We start from the raw sequence: 16,590 nt of genomic DNA on the forward strand, positions 1-16,590 counted from the left end.
GCGGCCTTTCTGGACCGGAAGACAACGGACGCACTCAACGATACGGGGCCAGGCCCGGCACCATTCCGTGGGCAGCCACGGACCGGTCGCCGCAGTCGCGGGCGGTCGCGCCTCCCCCGGTGCCTGAACGGCCTGGGAGGTACCCCGGGGCGGCACGGGTGGGCGCGACGGCACCCCGTGGGCGCCGGGCCGCGCACCCACCCCCACCCACGCCACAGCCGCGGCCTCCTGAAAGGAAACCGCGGCTGCGACCACGTAAGGCAAGAACTACTTGTCCCGCTTCAGCGCCTCCAGCGCCCGCCCGGTGACCTCGGCCACGGGCCCCATCGCGGAGATGGTGACGACCAGCCCCTGCGCCTTGTAGTAGTCGATGATCGGCTCGGTCTGCGTGTGGTAGACCTCGAGCCGCGTGCGGACCGTCTCCTCGGAGTCGTCGTCCCGCTGGTACAGCTCGCCGCCGCAGACGTCGCAGACGCCTTCCTTCTTCGGCGGCGTGTACGTCACGTGGAAGACGTGCGCCGAGTCGTTGCGGCAGACGCGCCGCCCGGCGATCCGCTTCACGACCTCGTCCTCGGGGGCCTCGAGGTCCAGCACCGCGTCGAGCTTCATGTCCTCGGTCTCGAGGAGCTCGTCCAGCGCCTCGGCCTGCGAGACGTTGCGCGGGAAACCGTCCAGCAGGAAGCCGCCCTCGGCGTCGGGCTGCTCCATCCGGTCCTTCGCCATGGCGATGGTGACCTCGTCCGGTACGAGGTTGCCGGCGTCCATGTAGGACTTGGCGAGCTTGCCCAGCTCGGTCTGCTGGCTGATGTTCGCGCGGAACAGGTCACCCGTGGAGATGTGCGGAATGTGCAGCGTCTCGGCAAGGCGGGTCGCCTGCGTTCCCTTTCCGGCACCCGGCGGCCCGACGAGGACGATTCGCATCAGCGGAGGAACCCTTCGTAATTGCGCTGCTGGAGCTGGCTCTCGATCTGCTTCACCGTCTCGAGACCCACACCCACGATGATCAGGATGCTGGTGCCGCCGAACGGGAAGTTCTGGTTTGCCCCGAAACCAGCCAACGCCATTGTCGGGACGAGAGCGATCAGACCCAGGTACAGCGAACCCGGCCAGGTGATCCGGTTGAGTACGTAGCTCAGATACTCAGCGGTCGGTCGGCCAGCCCGGATGCCCGGGATGAAGCCACCATACTTCTTCATGTTGTCGGCGACTTCCTCGGGGTTGAACGAGATAGCCACGTAGAAGAAGGCGAAGAACACGATCAGGAAGAAGTACAGGATGATGTGCGGCGTGGCCGCCGTGTCCGCGAGGTTCTTCGTGATCCAGGTGGCCCAGCCCGCCTGCGAGTTGGAGAACTGGACGATCAGCGCCGGAATGTAGAGCAGCGACGAGGCGAAGATGACGGGAATCACACCCGCCTGGTTCACCTTGAGCGGGATGTACGTCGACGTGCCGCCGTAGGAACGGCGACCGATCATGCGCTTCGCGTACTGGACCGGAATGCGGCGCTGGGCCTGCTCCACGAAGACCACGAGACCGACCATCACCAGGCCGACCAGGATGACCGTGCCGAACTCGATCCAGCCGCCCGCCAGGTCGCCCTGCTTCTTGATGGCCCACAGGGCGGACGGGAAGGTCGCGGCGATCGAGATGAACATCAGGATCGACATGCCGTTGCCGATGCCGCGGTCGGTGACGAGCTCGCCGAGCCACATCACGACGGCCGTGCCGGCGGTCATGCAGACCACCATGACGACGGTGGTGAAGATCGAGCGGTCCGGCACGATCTGGCCGGCGACGGTGCAGCCGGAGAACAGGGCGCCGCTGCGGGCGGTGGCCACCAGGCCGGTGCCCTGCAGGATGGCGAGCGCCATGGTCAGGTAGCGGGTGTACTGCGTGATCTTCGCCGTACCCGCCTGGCCCTCCTTCTTCAGGGCCTCCAGGCGCGGGATCACCACGGTCAGCAGCTGCAGAATGATGCTCGCCGTGATGTACGGCATGATGCCGAGCGCGAAGACCGTGATCTGCAGCAGGGCGCCACCGCTGAACATGTTGACCAGACCGAAGAGGCCCTGGTTGCCGGACGCCTGGTCCACACACTCCTGGACGCTCTTGTAGTCGACGCCGGGGATCGGGATGTGGGTACCGAGCCGGTACACCACGATGATGCCGAGCGTGAAGAGCAGCTTCTTGCGCAGGTCGGGCGTCTTGAACGCCCGGGCGAACGCGGTGAGCACGGTGCCTCCTGCGACCCCCGCGCTTCTGCGTCAAGGGTGACGGTCTTGAGGTTCGACTGACGACTTAGGGGATAACGGTCAACTGCCGCTCAGGGTGCCCCATGTGTGGCACCCGTGAAAGAGGGCAGCGCAGGCCACCTTACCGGCGGGACCACTTCCCTTGGAACGACCAACCGGGGATACCCCTTTTGTGGGGTATCCCCGGTCGGGATCGTTCAGGTCATCGAGACGCCTGAATGGCTCAGACGAGCTCGGTGACGGTACCGCCGGCGGCGGTGATCTTCTCCTTGGCGGAGCCGGAGACGGCGTCGACCGTCACCTGCAGCGCCACGGAGATCTCGCCCTGGCCGAGGACCTTGACGAGGCTGTTCTTGCGAACGGCACCCTTGGCAACGAGGCCCTCGACGGTGACTTCGCCACCCTCGGGGTACAGCGCGGCCAGCTTGTCGAGGTTCACGACCTGGAACTCGGTCTTGAACGGGTTCTTGAAGCCCTTCAGCTTCGGAAGACGCATGTGGAGGGGCATCTGGCCACCCTCGAAGCGCTCCGGAACCTGGTAACGGGCCTTCGTGCCCTTGGTACCACGACCGGCCGTCTTACCCTTCGACGCCTCACCACGACCGACACGGGTCTTCGCGGTCTTGGCGCCCGGGGCGGGACGGAGGTTGTGGATCTTGAGCGGGTTCTGCTCCGCCATGATCAGTCGACCTCCTCGACCGTCACGAGGTGGCGGACGGTGTGCACCATGCCGCGGAACTCGGGGCGGTCCTCCTTGACGACCTGCGTGTTGATGCCCTTGAGACCAAGGGAGCGCAGGGTGTCACGGTGGTTCTGCTTGCTGCCGATGTAGGACTTGACCTGCGTAATCTTGAGCTGCGCCATGATTACGCACCCGCCCCGGCACGCGCACGGAGAAGAGCCGCGGGGGCGACGTCCTCGAGCGGCAGACCACGGCGGGCCGCGATCTCCTCGGGACGCTGCAGGCCCTTGAGGGCCTCCACGGTCGCGTGCACGATGTTGATGGCGTTGTCGGAGCCGAGCGACTTCGACAGCACGTCGTGAATACCGGCGCACTCGAGCACGGCACGCACCGGACCACCGGCGATAACACCGGTACCCGGGGACGCGGGCTTGAGCAGCACGACGCCGGCAGCCTTCTCACCCTGGATGGGGTGCGGGATGGTGCCCTGGATGCGGGGGACCTTGAAGAAGTGCTTCTTGGCCTCCTCAACGCCCTTGGCGATGGCGGCCGGCACCTCCTTGGCCTTGCCGTATCCGACGCCCACGGTGCCGTCACCGTCGCCCACCACGACCAGCGCGGTGAAGCTGAAGCGACGACCACCCTTCACAACCTTGGCGACGCGGTTGATCGCGACGACGCGCTCAACGTAAGCGGTCTTCTCGGCGGCAGCTGCGCCGCCGTCACGGCCCTTCCGGTCCCGCCGCTCGCCGCCACCGGCACCGCTTCCGCGGCGCTGGGGTCCAGCCATTGGAATTACCTCTCTCTTTTTCCGCTAGCTACGGAACCGGCTCAGAACTTCAGTCCGGCTTCGCGGGCGGCGTCCGCCAGAGCGGCGATGCGCCCGGCGTACTGGTTGCCACCACGGTCGAACACGACGGCCTCGACACCGGCGGCCTTGGCGCGCTCGGCGACCAGGGCACCGACCTGCTTGGCCTGCGCGGACTTGTCGGCCTCGCCACCACGGATCGAGGTGTCCAGGGTGGACGCCGACGCAAGGGTGTGACCCTTGAGGTCGTCGATCACCTGGGCCACGATGTGGCGGTTCGAGCGAGTAACGACCAGACGGGGACGCTCCGCCGTACCCGAGAGATTCTTGCGAATCCGGATGTGACGGCGCTTGATCGCGGCGCGCTTGTAGGCGTCGCCCTTGAGGATCTTCTGTCCGTATGCCATGGCTTACTTACCCGCCTTTCCGACCTTGCGGCGGATGACTTCGCCCTCGTACTTGACGCCCTTGGCCTTGTACGGGTCGGGCTTGCGCAGCTTGCGGATGTTGGCCGCAACCTCGCCGACCTTCTGCTTGTCGATGCCCTCGACCGAGAAGCGGGTCGGGGACTCCACCTTGAAGGTGATGCCCTCGGGGGCCTCGACGGTGATCGGGTGGCTGTAGCCGAGGGAGAACTCCAGGTTCGAACCCTTGGCGAGCACGCGGTAACCGACACCGCTGATCTCGAGCTTCTTCACGTAACCCTGGGTCACGCCGGTGATCATGTTCGCCACCAGCGTGCGGGACAGGCCGTGCAGGGCCTTGCTCTGACGCTCGTCGTTGGGGCGGGTGACGTTCAGAACGCCGTCCTCACCCTTGGCGATGTCGATCGGCGCCACGACGGTGTGAGTCAGCGAGCCCTTCGGGCCCTTGACCGAGACCGTACGGCCGTCGATGGTGACGTCCACGCCGGCGGGAACCGCGATGGGGAGCTTGCCGATGCGCGACATAGCTGTTTCCTCCGTTCCCTTCCGCTACCAGACGTAGGCGAGGACTTCCCCACCCACGCCCTTCTTGCCGGCCTGCTTGTCGGTGAGGAGCCCGTGCGACGTGGAGATGATCGCCACGCCGAGGCCACCCAGCACCTTGGGCAGGTTGGTGGACTTCGCGTACACCCGGAGACCGGGCTTGGAGATCCGCTTGATGCCCGCGATGGAGCGCTCACGGTTCGGGCCGAACTTCAGCTCGAGAACGAGGTTCTTGCCGACCTCGGCGTCCTCGACCTTCCAGCCCGTGATGAAGCCCTCCTGCTGGAGGATCTCCGCGATGTGAGACTTGATCTTGGACGCCGGCATCGTCACGGAGTCGTGGTACGCCGAGTTCGCGTTCCGCAGACGCGTAAGCATGTCTGCGATCGGATCAGTCATGGTCATGAATTGGCCTTCGGCCTCTCTCGCCGGGGTTTCCTGGTGCGCCATCCCTCTCCCCGATCCGAGACGGGACGGGTGCGGCGCGGTGGACCTACGGCGTAGTAAGTCGTACGGGCGGCAGACGCCCAACCCCACAAGCCTAAGGCATGCGGAGGTGGGCCCCTGCCGACCCAGATGCTTACCGAGAGTCTGAATAACCCGGAATTACCGGATTACCAGGAGCTCTTGGTCACGCCCGGCAGCTCGCCACGGTGAGCCATCTCACGAAGGCACACGCGGCACAGGCCGAACTTGCGGTAGACGGAGTGCGGGCGGCCACAGCGCTGGCAGCGGGTGTAGCCACGCACACCGAACTTGGGCTTGCGAGCAGCCTTAGCGATCAGAGCCTTCTTCGCCATCTCGCTCACGCCTCCTTGAACGGGAAGCCGAGGTGACGAAGGAGCGCGCGGCCCTCAGCGTCGTTGGTCGCCGTGGTGACCACGGTGATGTCCATACCCCGGACACGGTCGATCTTGTCCTGGTCGATCTCGTGGAACATGACCTGCTCCGTGAGACCGAAGGTGTAGTTGCCACGGCCGTCGAACTGCTTGGGGGACAGGCCGCGGAAGTCGCGGATGCGCGGCAGCGCGAGCGACAGGGTGCGGTCCAGGAACTCCCACATGCGGTCGCCACGGAGCGTGACGTGGGCACCGATCGGCTGGCCCTCACGCAGCTTGAACTGCGCGATGGACTTGCGGGCCTTGGTGACGGCCGGCTTCTGACCGGTGATCGTGGTGAGGTCGCGGATGGCGCCCTCGATCAGCTTGGAGTCGCGGGCGGCGTCGCCCACACCCATGTTGACCACGATCTTGACGAGGCCGGGAACCTGCATGACGTTCTCGTAGGAGAACTCCTCACGCAGCTTGCCCGCGATCTCCTCGCGGTACTTCGTCTTCAGACGCGGAGTGGTGGTGGTCGTCATCAGATGTCCTCACCCGTCCGCTTGGCAACGCGGATCTTGTTGCCTTCGTCGTCGAAGCGGTAACCGACGCGGGTCACGACCTTGTTGCCGTCCTTCTCCACGACCAGCTGGACGTTGGAGACGTGGATCGGGGCCTCGGTGGTGACGATGCCGCCGGCCTGCGAACCGCGAGCGGTCGGCCCGGCCTTGGTGTGCTTCTTGACCCGGTTGACACCCTCGACCAGGACGCGGTCCTCGCGGGGGAAGGCCGCGATGACCTTGCCCTGCTTGCCCTTGTCCTTACCGGTGATGACCTGGACCAGGTCGCCCTTCTTGATCTTCATGCTCACAGCACCTCCGGCGCGAGGGAGATGATCTTCATGAACTTCTTCTCGCGCAGCTCACGGCCCACCGGGCCGAAGATACGGGTGCCACGAGGGTCGCCGTCGTTCTTCAGAATGACGGCGGCGTTCTCGTCGAAGCGGATGTACGAGCCGTCCGGACGGCGGCGCTCCTTGACGGTGCGAACGATGACCGCCTTGACGACGTCACCCTTCTTCACGTTGCCACCGGGGATCGCGTCCTTGACGGTGGCGACGATGACGTCACCGATACCCGCGTAGCGGCGGCCCGAGCCACCGAGCACACGGATGCAGAGGACTTCCTTCGCACCCGTGTTGTCGGCGACACGAAGCCGCGACTCCTGCTGGATCACGTCTATCTCCTGTTTGTCTGCCGGTTCCCCGGGAGCCGCTCAGCGAGCGGCTCCCGGAGCCTGGCGGAACTGACCTGCGGGGATTGCCGCAGGAATTACTTGGCCTTCTCGAGGACCTCGACGACGCGCCAGCGCTTCGTCGCGGACAGCGGCCGGGTCTCCATGAGGAGGACGCGGTCGCCGACACCCGCGGCGTTCTGCTCGTCGTGAGCCTTGAGCTTGTTGGTACGGCGGATGACCTTGCCGTACAGCGCGTGCTTGACGCGGTCCTCGACGGCGACGACGACGGTCTTGTCCATCTTGTCGCTGACGACCAGACCCTCGCGCGTCTTGCGGAATCCGCGTGCCTCGGTGTTCTCAGTCACGTTGCTCTCGCTCATCAGGCGCTCTCCACCGTCTCGATGCCCAGCTCGCGCTCACGCATCAGGGTGTAGATCCGCGCGATGTCCTTACGGACGGCCTTGAGCCGACCGTGGTTCTCGAGCTGACCCGTCGCCGCCTGGAAGCGGAGGTTGAACAGCTCTTCCTTGGCTTCGCGGAGCTTGTTCAGCAGCTCCTCGTCACCCAGTTCGCGCAGCTCGGACGCCTTGGTACCGGCCGACATCACGCTTCACCTGCCTCGCGCTTGACGATCCGGCACTTCATCGGCAGCTTGTGGGCCGCACGGGTCAGCGCCTCACGGGCGATCTTCTCGTTGGGGTACGACAGCTCGAACATGACGCGTCCGGGCTTGACGTTGGCGATCCACCACTCCGGCGAACCCTTACCGGAACCCATGCGGGTCTCGGCCGGCTTCTTGGTGAGCGGACGGTCCGGGTAGATGTTGATCCAGACCTTGCCGCCACGCTTGATGTGACGGGTCATCGCGATACGAGCCGCCTCGATCTGGCGGTTCGTGACGTAGGCCGGGGTCAGCGCCTGGATGCCGTACTCGCCGAACGCAACCTGCGTTCCACCCTTGGACATACCGTTGCGCTTCGGGTGGTGCTGCTTGCGGTGCTTGACCCTACGGGGGATCAGCATTTCGGTCAGGCCTCCGTTCCGGTGCTCTCAGCCGGAGCGGCAGCGGCGGGCGCCTCGGCCTTGGGGGCCTCGGCGGCCGGAGCCGACTGCTGCTGCGGCTTGCGACCGCGCCGCTCGCCACCACGGCCACCACGGGCCGGGCGGTCGGCACCGCCACCGCGAGCCGGGCGGTTACCCGCACGGGCGGCAGCGTTCTCGGCGCGGACCTCGGCGATGTTCTTGACGTCGCCCTTGTAGATCCAGACCTTCACACCGATGCGGCCGAAGGTCGTCTTGGCCTCGAAGAAGCCGTAGTCCACGTTCGCGCGGAGCGTGTGCAGGGGCACGCGGCCCTCGCGGTAGAACTCCGAGCGGGACATCTCGGCGCCACCGAGGCGGCCACCGCACTGGATCTTGATGCCCTTGGCGCCGGCCTTCATCGCCGACTGCATGCTCTTGCGCATGGCACGGCGGAAGGAGACGCGGGAGGAGAGCTGCTCGGCGACGGCCTGAGCAACCAGCTGAGCGTCCGTCTCGGGGTTCTTGACCTCGAGGATGTTCAGCTGGACCTGCTTGCCCGTGAGCTTCTCGAGGTCGCCGCGGATGCGGTCGGCCTCGGCGCCACGGCGGCCGATGACGATGCCCGGACGAGCGGTGTGGATGTCCACACGCACGCGGTCACGGGTGCGCTCGATCTCGACCTTGGAGATGCCGGCGCGCTCCATGCCGGACGTCATCATCCGACGGATGGCGACGTCTTCCTTGACGTAGTCCTTGTACAGCTTGTCGGCGTACCAACGCGACTTGAAGTCGGTCGTGACACCGAGCCGGAACCCATGCGGGTTAACCTTCTGGCCCATTACCGGGTTCCTTCCTTGCTGCTGACGACCACGGTGATGTGGCTGGTCCGCTTGCGGATCCGGTAGGCGCGGCCCTGGGCGCGCGGACGGAACCGCTTCAGGGTCGGGCCCTCGTCGACGTACGCCTCGGAGATGTAGAGGCTGTCGGCGTCGGTGTGGTCGTAGTTGTGCGCGGCGTTGGCAATGGCGCTGTCCAGCACCTTGCCCACCGGCACGCTCGCGGCCTGCGGGGCGAAACGCAGGACCGCCTGAGCCTCCGTGGCATCCATGCCACGGATGAGGTCCACCACGCGGCGGGCCTTCATGGGCGTGACGCGGATGTACCGCGCCTGGGCCCTGGCTTCCATGGTTGTCCCTTCAGTGTTTGTCATGGTCTTTCACACCCCGCTGACTAGCGGCGCTTCGACTTCCGGTCGTCCTTGACGTGACCCCGGAAGGTGCGCGTCGGCGAGAACTCGCCGAGCTTGTGGCCGACCATGGACTCGGTGACAAACACCGGGATGTGGGTCTTGCCGTTGTGCACCGCGATCGTGTGGCCGAGCATCGCCGGGACGATCATCGAGCGACGGGACCAGGTCTTGATGACGTTCTTGGTACCGGCTTCGTTCTGGACATCCACCTTCTTGATCAGGTGGTCGTCGACGAAGGGTCCCTTCTTCAAGCTACGAGGCATCTCAACCCGTCCTTAGCGCTTCTTGTTCGTCTTGCGGCGGCGGACGATGTACTTGTTCGACGCCTTCTTGGGCGAACGAGTACGGCCTTCCTTCTTGCCCCACGGGGACACGGGGTGACGACCACCGGAGGTCCGGCCCTCACCACCACCGTGCGGGTGGTCCACCGGGTTCATGACCACACCACGGACGGTCGGGCGAACGCCCAGCCACCGCTTACGGCCAGCCTTGCCCCAGTTGATGTTGCTCTGCTCGGCGTTGCCGACCTCGCCGACCGTGGCGCGGCAGCGCTGGTCGACCAGGCGGATCTCACCGGAGGGCATGCGGAGGTGGGCCATCGTGCCCTCCTTCGCGAGCAGCTGCACGGAGGCGCCGGCGGAACGGGCGAACTTGGCACCGCCACCGGGACGGAGCTCGATCGCGTGGATCGTGGTACCGACCGGGATGTTGCGGAGGGCCAGGTTGTTGCCCGGCTTGATGTCGGCCCCGGGACCGTTCTCGACGCGGTCACCCTGCTGCAGGTTGCGCGGGGCGAGGATGTAGCGCTTCTCGCCGTCGGCGTAGTGCAGCAGCGCGATGCGCGCGGTGCGGTTGGGGTCGTACTCGATGTGCGCGACCTTCGCCGGCACGCCGTCCTTGTCGTGACGACGGAAGTCGATCACGCGGTAGGCGCGCTTGTGTCCGCCACCCTGGTGGCGAACGGTCACACGACCGGCGTTGTTACGGCCGCCCTTGCTGTGCAGCGGGCGGACCAGCGACTTCTCCGGCGTGGACCGCGTGACCTCGACGAAGTCGGCGACGCTGGAGCCACGACGGCCCGGAGTCGTCGGCTTGTACTTGCGGATACCCATTTCTCAGTCCTCGTCCGATATCGGACGATCCGGACCTCCGTCAGGAGGTCGGACCGCCGAAGATGTCGATACGGTCGCCCTCGGCGAGGGTCACGATCGCGCGCTTGCTGTCGGCACGCTTGCCGAAGCCCGTGCGGGTCCGCTTGCGCTTGCCCTGGCGGTTGATCGTGTTGACCCCGGTGACCTTGACCGAGAAGACCGCCTGGACGGCCTCCTTGATCTGGGTCTTGTTGGAGCCCGGCGCGACGATGAACGTGTACTTGTTCTCGTCGAGCAGCGCGTAGCTCTTCTCGGACACGACCGGCTTGAGCAGCACGTCACGGGGGTCCGTGAACGCCTTGCTCGCCGGGGTGACGACGGTGTTCTTGCCCTCGGCCTCGTGGCGGCGTGCCTTGGCGACGCGCGCGGCCTTGGCCGCCTTGGCGGCCTTCGAGGCGATGCTCGGGTGACGCGTAGCCATCAGGCTTCGCTCCCTTCGGTGTCAGCGGCCTTGGGGCCAGACACGAAGGACTCGAAAGCGGCCTGGGTGAAGACCACGTCGTCCGAGACGAGAACGTCGTACGTGTTCAGCTGGCCCGGCTCCAGAATGTGGATCTGGGGCAGGTTGCGGGCGGACAGCCACGCGGCCTCGTCGGAGCGGTCGGCGACGAGCAGGAGGTTCTTACGCTCGCTGATCTTGCCGAACAGGCTCTTGGCGGCCTTGGTGGACGGGGTCTCGCCCTCGATCACGCCGGAGACGACGTGGATGCGGTTGTGGCGGGCCCGGTCGGTGAGGGCGTGGCGCAGGGCCGCGGCCTTCATCTTCTTCGGGGTCCGCTGCGAGTAGTCGCGCGGCACGGGACCGTGCACGACGCCACCACCGGCGAACTGCGGCGCACGGGTCGAACCCTGGCGGGCGCGGCCGGTGCCCTTCTGGCGGTACGGCTTCTTGCCGCCACCGCGGACTTCGCCGCGACGCTTGGTCTTGTGCGTGCCCTGGCGAGCAGCGGCGTTCTGCGCGACGACGACCTGGTGGATCAGCGGGATGCTGATCTTCTCCACGCCGAAGATCTCCGCGGGGAGCTCGACGCTACCGGTCTTCTCGCCGGCAGGCGAAAGGATGTCAACAGTGCTCATCGGTTACCTCAGGCCCCCTTGGCCGCGGTGCGGACCAGGACGAGGCCGCCGTTCGGACCGGGAACCGCGCCCTTGATGAGCAGCAGACCCTTCTCCGCGTCAACGGCGTGGACGGTCAGGTTCTGGGTGGTGACCCGCTCGTTGCCCATACGGCCGGCCATGCGGAGGCCCTTGAACACGCGGCCCGGGGTGGCGCAGCCACCGATGGAACCGGGAGAGCGGTGCTTGCGCTGGGTGCCGTGACCGGCGCCGAGGCCCTTGAAGTTGTGACGCTTCATGACACCGGCGAAGCCCTTGCCCTTGCTCTTGCCGGTCACGTCGACCTTGACACCGGACTCGAACACCTCAGCGGTGATCTCCTGGCCCAGGGTGTACTCGGCGGCGTCCGCGGTGCGGATCTCGACAAGGTGGCGGCGGGGAGTGACGTCGGCCTTGGCGAAGTGGCCCTTGAGGGGCTTGTTCACCTTGCGCGGGTCGATCTCGCCGAAGGCGATCTGGACGGACTCGTAGCCGTCGACATCGTTCGTGCGGACCTGGGTGACGACGTTGGGGCCGGCCTTGACGACGGTGACCGGAACAACACGGTTGTTCTCGTCCCACACCTGCGTCATGCCGAGCTTCTCGCCCAGGATGCCCTTGATCTGCTTGGTCATCTTCAGATCACCGCCCTCAGAGCTTGATCTCGATGTCGACACCGGCCGGGAGGTCGAGTCGCATCAGAGAGTCAACGGTCTTGGGGGTCGGGTCGAGGATGTCGATCAGGCGCTTGTGCGTGCGCATCTCGAAGTGCTCGCGCGAGTCCTTGTACTTGTGCGGCGACTTGATGACGCAGTACACGTTCTTCTCAGTGGGCAGCGGCACCGGGCCCGCGACCGACGCACCAGTACGCGTCACCGTCTCGACGATCTTCTTCGCCGAGGAGTCGATGACCTCGTGGTCGTAGGCCTTGAGCCGGATGCGGATCTTCTGTCCCGCCATGGCTACTCAGTAGTCCTGTCTCTCGAAAACGCTCTGGAACCCGGTGTTCCTTACCCTCACCTCCGACCCACGCGGTCGGGCGTGTCGCGCTCCCGCTGACACGGATGTCCCTCTTCGGGACTTCCCTGCATGGGAGTGCGGGCCCTTCCGGAACCGCGGGCGGGGGCGAGAGGCCCACCGGGCGCCTGGTCTGCACCCCGCTGACACTTCCCGGAAGATTCCCGTACTTCCGCCCCTGATCAGGGGCGACGAGTACTGTGGGACTCGCTTCCGGTCCCCCCGGCGGGAGGCGCGCAGCATCGGCACTCGACCGAGCAACTCGGCTAGTCTGCCATACGGGGCAGGGGCCTGGCCAATCGAAGCGGATGACTGTACCCCACGTCACGAAGTCCTACACACAGACGCCCGAGCGCCCCCCTCCGGGGAGAACCTCACCGACAGTGCAGGGGCTTGACGGTGGCGGGGAAGGAGGCGCGCATGAACGCCTCTACTTCTGGGCGATTCCCCTCGTCCCTCTCAATTCGGCTCCTCACCTTGCCCCCGGCGATGACGCTGGAGTCGATCACGACGGCCTGAAGGGCGATCTGCACGCCGGTGTCCGCGTCCGTGACGTCCCGCACCGCCTTGTTGATGCGGTCCTGCCATGACTGGACGGCCTCCTGCCACCCCGGGTCGTGGCGCAGCGTTCTGCGTTCGGCGTCCGTCAGCCGCTCGATGTCCAGGCTCACGTGGCCCTGCTCGGACACCTTCATGCCCGCGTCGACGGCTTCCTGCCGGGCCGTCTTGAGCCGGCCGCGCAGTTCGACGAACTGCGTGTGCGCGTCACGCAGGAGCCCGGCCACCGCTTTGGCCTCCGTCTGCGCGTACTGGAACTCCTTGAGGGTGACGTCGAAGCGCCGGTTGGCCGCGTCGGCGCTCAGTTCCACCCAGCCGGTGCCCATGGAGATGCCGTGCACATCCCGGCTGTAGGCCTTCTCCTGCTTGGCGAACTCGCCCGCCATCCCGTCCCACCGGTCGGCGGCGGTGGTGAGCGCGCCGAGGTCGGTGGTTCAGAACCGGTCCAGCGGGGACAGCTGCCGGATCTTCAGGGTCTGGGCCCCCACCCCGAAGTCCGTGTTCTGCAGGATGGTGCCGGCGCCGCGCAGCGCGCCCTTCTCCGCGTCGAGCCGGTCCATCAGGTTCTTCACCTGCCCGGCCCAGGTCTCGTGGGCCTTCTTCAGCGCACCGGAGGTGACCCATCCTTCGCCGTCCTTGGCGGTGAACGCCTTGACCGCACCCCGCGTGTCCTCGTCCGCCCACGCCCCGGCCTTGGCGGTGTCGGGCTGGATGTGCTCCTCGATCGCCTTCTCGGCGGCCGCCTTCTCGGCGGGCGAGGAGGCGAGATCCTTTCGGCCGCCGCCCACCGGGCCCGGTCCCGCGACGCCACTCACCCTGTCTCCCCGCAGTGGTGTTACTCCGACTGCGTGATCACCGTGAGTCACCATACCTCAGTGGTTACCAACCGTCGCTCTCTGGTCACAGCTCCCCGACCCGTGCGGGGGCGGCGGCCGGCGGACCGGGTCGGGGCGGGCGCGTGGATCATTCGAGGATCTTCTGTGCACGCCCGCGCCGACGGTCCATGGACGCGCTCTCACGATGTTTGCCACATGCAAGGATGTGCCCCGTCCGACAAGATTTTCGGGGGCGCGACAAAGGTGGCTGGCTTCTGCAAGGTCGAGTTCGAGGCCATGTCCCGGCTCATGATCGACCTCAGCGAATGCGCGGAGGGCATGCGGTCCGCGATGAAACAGCTGAAGGACATCGGCCCCAAGGGCGCCGGTTCCGGGGAGCTGGAAGAGGCGTGTGACGACTTCCAGGACAAGTGGGGCCACGGCATCAAGCTGATCGCCGATGCCACGGGCGGCATCACCGAGAAGGTGGGCCAGTCGGGCAGGCACTACCAGCACGTGGAGGACCAGATCGCCGCGTTGGCGAAGGCCGTGAAGGTGCCGGACGGTGACGGCCGTGCGTGACCCGGACGCGGCCCGGCCGTCCATGACGGCCGAGGACACGGACCCCGCGACGGCACCCGTCGGCGCCGAGGAGTCGGGTACCGAGGACGGGCCGACGGCGTTCCGCTTCCAGGTGCAGCCGGAGTTCCACCCCGTCCCGCTGGGCCTCGGGGAGGACGAGGACACCCTCCACGAGCGCCTGCGTCGGTTCTCCCACGACTACTGGGGCGAGCGCGAGGACCTGGAACCCCTGCGCCGGCTGACCACAGCCACGTACGCGGCGAACGCGGAGGGTCTCGCCGCGGGCGGGACCGTCTACAGCGCACTCGGCATCTTCCCCATCGGTGGCACCTCCGACGGTTCCGAGCCGCCCGAGCGCGTCAGCCGCGCCACGCTCACCGTCAGCGTGCGCGACCTGGCCAACCCCGACCCCCATCTGACGGCCGCGGGCATCTCGGAGGCCCTGGACAAGACGTCCGCGGGCGGTGAGGTGCAGCCGATCACCCTGCCGGCCGGCCCGGCGGTCGTCCACGTCGCCGGGGCCCGGGCCGTCTGGGACCTCCCGGAGGGAGAACAGGAACGGTTCTTCGTCCGGATCGAGGTCTGGCTGCCGTTCCCCGCCGAGGACCGCCTGCTCCTGCTCTGCCTGAGCACGGCCGACGTCCAGGACCTCTATCACTACCAGGCGGTGCTCGCGGACATCGCCGACACCATCGCCTTCGGTGAGGACGAGGCCCCCGCGCCCGCCGAGGCGGCACCGTCCCCAGCCCTTGCCGTCTCCCCCTTCGGCTCCTACTGATCGCGTCGAGGAGATCGTCCCCATGAGCACCCAGACCTACGACGCTCTCGGCTTCGACCCCGCGCCGGGCGTGCCGTCCTCCGTACGTCACCTGGTCACCGCTCTCAGCGGCGTGGGCAAGCAACTCCATGACGCGCACACGACCCTGACCCGGCTGGGCAAGGCCGACGGCGCCTGGGTGGGCGAGGGGGCGTCCGCCTTCGCCAAGAAGGCCGGATCCCTGCCGAAGTACCTGTCCGCCGGGCACAGTTCGCTGATCGACGCCGCGCACGCGCTGCACACGTGGGAGCTGCGGCTGACGGACTTCCAGTCGCTGGCGCGCCGTTACGAGCTGGAGGCCGCGGCCGCCCGCCGCGAGCTGAAGGCGGCTCAGGGCAGCCCGGACCTGAAGCTGGCGGGGCAGCTCTTCGACACGGACACCGAACTGCAGAACGCCCAGCGGCGCCTCGACAACGCGACCCGTCGGGTGAACGAGGCCGCCGAAGAGCTGAACGCCGTGATCAAGAAGGCGTGGGAGCTGCGGGGGGACCACGACGAGGCCGCACGCGCCGCCGCCTCGGCGATCCGCAGGGCCGCCGAGGCGGCGCCGGACTCCAGCCTGCTGGACGACCTCATCGACGCCATCGAGGGCCTGGGCGACAGGATCAGGGATCTCGCGGGCGACCTCTGGGACTGGATCAAGAAGCACGCGGACACGATCTACAAGATCGGGGACTGGCTGGGCTATGCCAGTGCCGCCTGCGACGTCCTCGCGGTGATCTTCTCCGAGACCATCATCGGCGCCGTCGTCTTCGAGGGCATCGGCATGGTGCTCAACGCCGGCGCCCTCACCTTCCACTCCGTCGGCTGGGCGGCCGGGGCGAAGAAGGGCAACTGGATGGACATCGGCCTGGACATCGTCGGCTTCGTCCCGTTCGGCGACCTGCTGCGCCTGGGGAAGGTCGGCAAGGGTGCCTTCAAGGGCGTCAAGATCCCCATGAACGTCCTGGACTTCGGCGCGAAGGCGGCCGACGCCTGGAAGCGCGCCGACGACATCATCGAACACGTCGGCGGGACCGCGAAGCTGGGCGACGACGCGGAGCAGTGGGTGATGCGGAACGTCAGTGCCCTGGGCAGCAAGGCGCATGCCATCCACATCACCGCGGACACGCTGGCGGACCGGTTCAAGGTCGCGGTGGCCAAGGAGTTCGGTGACTTCAACCTGTACCGGCCCGGTGCGGGGGTGACGGACTTCGCCTTCCAGAAGGTGATGCCGCAGCTGATCGAGAACACCCCGCTGAAGCACATACCCGCGCTCACCGACTCCGTCAGGCCCATCATCGACGACGCCGGCGAGACGGTCGGCAAGTACATCGACCCCCGGTCGTGGACGGCACGCGGCTACGAGGCGGTCGTCGGAACGAAGAACCTCTTCAAGGAAGGCGTACGGCTCGCCGCGGGAGACGAGGTCCAGTACGCGTCCGAGAAGATCCACGAATCGATCGACCAGGCACGCCGGACGGCGGGAGACGTCGTGGACGGCCTGTCGAGCCTCAACCCCTTCTGATGACAGCGT

Annotated in this window: 28 protein-coding genes; 3 read left to right on the forward strand and 25 right to left on the reverse strand. The window is 67.0% G+C overall.

The features are described 5' to 3' along the window. Positions 1–267: 267 nt before the first annotated feature. From IEZ05_RS07090 to IEZ05_RS07210, 25 genes are all read right to left on the reverse strand, one after another. Entirely contained in the window at positions 268–921 is a 654-nt protein-coding gene (locus tag IEZ05_RS07090) for an adenylate kinase (protein ID WP_189229136.1), read from the reverse strand. Further along, positions 921–2,234, reverse strand: coding sequence for a preprotein translocase subunit SecY (gene secY / locus IEZ05_RS07095; protein WP_189229137.1), 1,314 nt, complete (start codon positions 2,232–2,234; stop codon positions 921–923). The genes IEZ05_RS07090 and secY overlap by 1 nt, the downstream gene beginning before the upstream one ends. A gap of 241 nt (positions 2,235–2,475) precedes the next feature. After that, positions 2,476–2,931, reverse strand: a complete 456-nt coding sequence (gene rplO / locus IEZ05_RS07100) for a 50S ribosomal protein L15 (protein WP_023547373.1) — start codon at positions 2,929–2,931, stop codon at positions 2,476–2,478. 2 nt (positions 2,932–2,933) lie between these two features. After that, positions 2,934–3,116 (reverse strand): 50S ribosomal protein L30, encoded by a 183-nt coding sequence (gene rpmD, locus IEZ05_RS07105; RefSeq protein ID WP_003974250.1) that lies wholly within the window; start codon positions 3,114–3,116, stop codon positions 2,934–2,936. A 2-nt stretch (positions 3,117–3,118) separates the two neighbouring features. Next, positions 3,119–3,724, reverse strand: a complete 606-nt coding sequence (gene rpsE / locus IEZ05_RS07110) for a 30S ribosomal protein S5 (RefSeq protein ID WP_019753099.1) — start codon at positions 3,722–3,724, stop codon at positions 3,119–3,121. Between the two features lie 41 nt (positions 3,725–3,765). Further along, on the reverse strand, positions 3,766–4,149 hold the full coding sequence (rplR, locus tag IEZ05_RS07115) for a 50S ribosomal protein L18 (protein WP_121748663.1): 384 nt from the start codon (positions 4,147–4,149) through the stop codon (positions 3,766–3,768). A gap of 3 nt (positions 4,150–4,152) precedes the next feature. Beyond that, positions 4,153–4,692, reverse strand: a complete 540-nt coding sequence (gene rplF, locus IEZ05_RS07120) for a 50S ribosomal protein L6 (protein WP_189229138.1) — start codon at positions 4,690–4,692, stop codon at positions 4,153–4,155. 24 nt (positions 4,693–4,716) lie between these two features. After that, the gene (gene rpsH, locus IEZ05_RS07125) at positions 4,717–5,115 is read right to left on the reverse strand and encodes a 30S ribosomal protein S8 (protein WP_007384075.1); all 399 of its coding nucleotides are present in this window, start codon (positions 5,113–5,115) and stop codon (positions 4,717–4,719) included. A gap of 209 nt (positions 5,116–5,324) precedes the next feature. Then, on the reverse strand, positions 5,325–5,510 hold the full coding sequence (locus IEZ05_RS07130; protein ID WP_003948630.1) for a type Z 30S ribosomal protein S14: 186 nt from the start codon (positions 5,508–5,510) through the stop codon (positions 5,325–5,327). A 5-nt stretch (positions 5,511–5,515) separates the two neighbouring features. Then, on the reverse strand, positions 5,516–6,073 hold the full coding sequence (gene rplE / locus IEZ05_RS07135; RefSeq protein ID WP_189229139.1) for a 50S ribosomal protein L5: 558 nt from the start codon (positions 6,071–6,073) through the stop codon (positions 5,516–5,518). Further along, positions 6,073–6,396 carry a 50S ribosomal protein L24 gene (rplX, locus tag IEZ05_RS07140; RefSeq protein ID WP_003992365.1) on the reverse strand — a complete coding sequence of 108 codons (324 nt, stop codon included), beginning with the start codon at positions 6,394–6,396 and terminating at the stop codon, positions 6,073–6,075. Before rplX ends, rplE begins: the two co-directional genes overlap by 1 nt. Before the next feature lie 2 nt (positions 6,397–6,398). Beyond that, positions 6,399–6,767 carry a 50S ribosomal protein L14 gene (rplN, locus tag IEZ05_RS07145; protein WP_030831680.1) on the reverse strand — a complete coding sequence of 123 codons (369 nt, stop codon included), beginning with the start codon at positions 6,765–6,767 and terminating at the stop codon, positions 6,399–6,401. Between the two features lie 95 nt (positions 6,768–6,862). Continuing rightward, positions 6,863–7,147 (reverse strand): 30S ribosomal protein S17, encoded by a 285-nt coding sequence (gene rpsQ, locus IEZ05_RS07150; protein ID WP_161163021.1) that lies wholly within the window; start codon positions 7,145–7,147, stop codon positions 6,863–6,865. Beyond that, positions 7,147–7,371 carry a 50S ribosomal protein L29 gene (gene rpmC, locus IEZ05_RS07155; protein WP_005481220.1) on the reverse strand — a complete coding sequence of 75 codons (225 nt, stop codon included), beginning with the start codon at positions 7,369–7,371 and terminating at the stop codon, positions 7,147–7,149. Before rpmC ends, rpsQ begins: the two co-directional genes overlap by 1 nt. Beyond that, positions 7,371–7,790 (reverse strand): 50S ribosomal protein L16, encoded by a 420-nt coding sequence (gene rplP, locus IEZ05_RS07160; protein WP_009190136.1) that lies wholly within the window; start codon positions 7,788–7,790, stop codon positions 7,371–7,373. The genes rpmC and rplP overlap by 1 nt, the downstream gene beginning before the upstream one ends. Positions 7,791–7,795: 5 nt before the next feature. Next, entirely contained in the window at positions 7,796–8,629 is an 834-nt protein-coding gene (gene rpsC, locus IEZ05_RS07165) for a 30S ribosomal protein S3 (RefSeq protein ID WP_189229140.1), read from the reverse strand. Continuing rightward, positions 8,629–8,976: a 50S ribosomal protein L22 gene (rplV, locus tag IEZ05_RS07170; protein WP_019329637.1), complete on the reverse strand. Its 348-nt coding sequence runs from the start codon at positions 8,974–8,976 to the stop codon at positions 8,629–8,631. Before rplV ends, rpsC begins: the two co-directional genes overlap by 1 nt. Positions 8,977–9,020: 44 nt before the next feature. After that, positions 9,021–9,302, reverse strand: a complete 282-nt coding sequence (gene rpsS / locus IEZ05_RS07175; RefSeq protein WP_003948639.1) for a 30S ribosomal protein S19 — start codon at positions 9,300–9,302, stop codon at positions 9,021–9,023. A 12-nt stretch (positions 9,303–9,314) separates the two neighbouring features. Next, positions 9,315–10,151 (reverse strand): 50S ribosomal protein L2, encoded by an 837-nt coding sequence (gene rplB, locus IEZ05_RS07180; protein WP_003974264.1) that lies wholly within the window; start codon positions 10,149–10,151, stop codon positions 9,315–9,317. A gap of 40 nt (positions 10,152–10,191) precedes the next feature. Then, the gene (rplW, locus tag IEZ05_RS07185; protein WP_007443985.1) at positions 10,192–10,611 is read right to left on the reverse strand and encodes a 50S ribosomal protein L23; all 420 of its coding nucleotides are present in this window, start codon (positions 10,609–10,611) and stop codon (positions 10,192–10,194) included. Next, positions 10,611–11,267: a 50S ribosomal protein L4 gene (rplD, locus tag IEZ05_RS07190; protein ID WP_189229141.1), complete on the reverse strand. Its 657-nt coding sequence runs from the start codon at positions 11,265–11,267 to the stop codon at positions 10,611–10,613. Before rplD ends, rplW begins: the two co-directional genes overlap by 1 nt. 8 nt (positions 11,268–11,275) lie before the next feature. Beyond that, positions 11,276–11,920 carry a 50S ribosomal protein L3 gene (gene rplC / locus IEZ05_RS07195; RefSeq protein ID WP_037858413.1) on the reverse strand — a complete coding sequence of 215 codons (645 nt, stop codon included), beginning with the start codon at positions 11,918–11,920 and terminating at the stop codon, positions 11,276–11,278. Between the two features lie 16 nt (positions 11,921–11,936). Next, positions 11,937–12,245: a 30S ribosomal protein S10 gene (rpsJ, locus tag IEZ05_RS07200; RefSeq protein WP_003948644.1), complete on the reverse strand. Its 309-nt coding sequence runs from the start codon at positions 12,243–12,245 to the stop codon at positions 11,937–11,939. A 431-nt stretch (positions 12,246–12,676) separates the two neighbouring features. Then, positions 12,677–13,246: a hypothetical protein gene (locus IEZ05_RS07205; RefSeq protein WP_189229142.1), complete on the reverse strand. Its 570-nt coding sequence runs from the start codon at positions 13,244–13,246 to the stop codon at positions 12,677–12,679. A gap of 48 nt (positions 13,247–13,294) precedes the next feature. After that, complete coding sequence (locus IEZ05_RS07210; RefSeq protein WP_229869591.1) at positions 13,295–13,675, reverse strand: hypothetical protein; 381 nt, start codon at positions 13,673–13,675, stop codon at positions 13,295–13,297. A gap of 264 nt (positions 13,676–13,939) precedes the next feature. Here IEZ05_RS07210 and IEZ05_RS07215 point away from each other — a divergent pair, with 264 nt between their 5' ends. The 3 genes from IEZ05_RS07215 to IEZ05_RS07225 are packed head-to-tail and all read left to right on the forward strand — an operon-like array spanning position 13,940 to position 16,581. After that, complete coding sequence (locus tag IEZ05_RS07215) at positions 13,940–14,257, forward strand: hypothetical protein (RefSeq protein WP_189229143.1); 318 nt, start codon at positions 13,940–13,942, stop codon at positions 14,255–14,257. After that, a complete protein-coding gene (locus IEZ05_RS07220; protein WP_189229144.1) occupies positions 14,241–15,035 on the forward strand; it encodes a hypothetical protein in 795 nt (264 codons plus the stop codon). The genes IEZ05_RS07215 and IEZ05_RS07220 overlap by 17 nt, the downstream gene beginning before the upstream one ends. Before the next feature lie 22 nt (positions 15,036–15,057). Further along, positions 15,058–16,581, forward strand: a complete 1,524-nt coding sequence (locus IEZ05_RS07225) for a hypothetical protein (RefSeq protein ID WP_189229145.1) — start codon at positions 15,058–15,060, stop codon at positions 16,579–16,581. Positions 16,582–16,590: the final 9 nt, after the last annotated feature.

Source organism: Streptomyces flaveolus, from assembly GCF_014648815.1.
Classification (GTDB): domain Bacteria; phylum Actinomycetota; class Actinomycetes; order Streptomycetales; family Streptomycetaceae; genus Streptomyces; species Streptomyces flaveolus.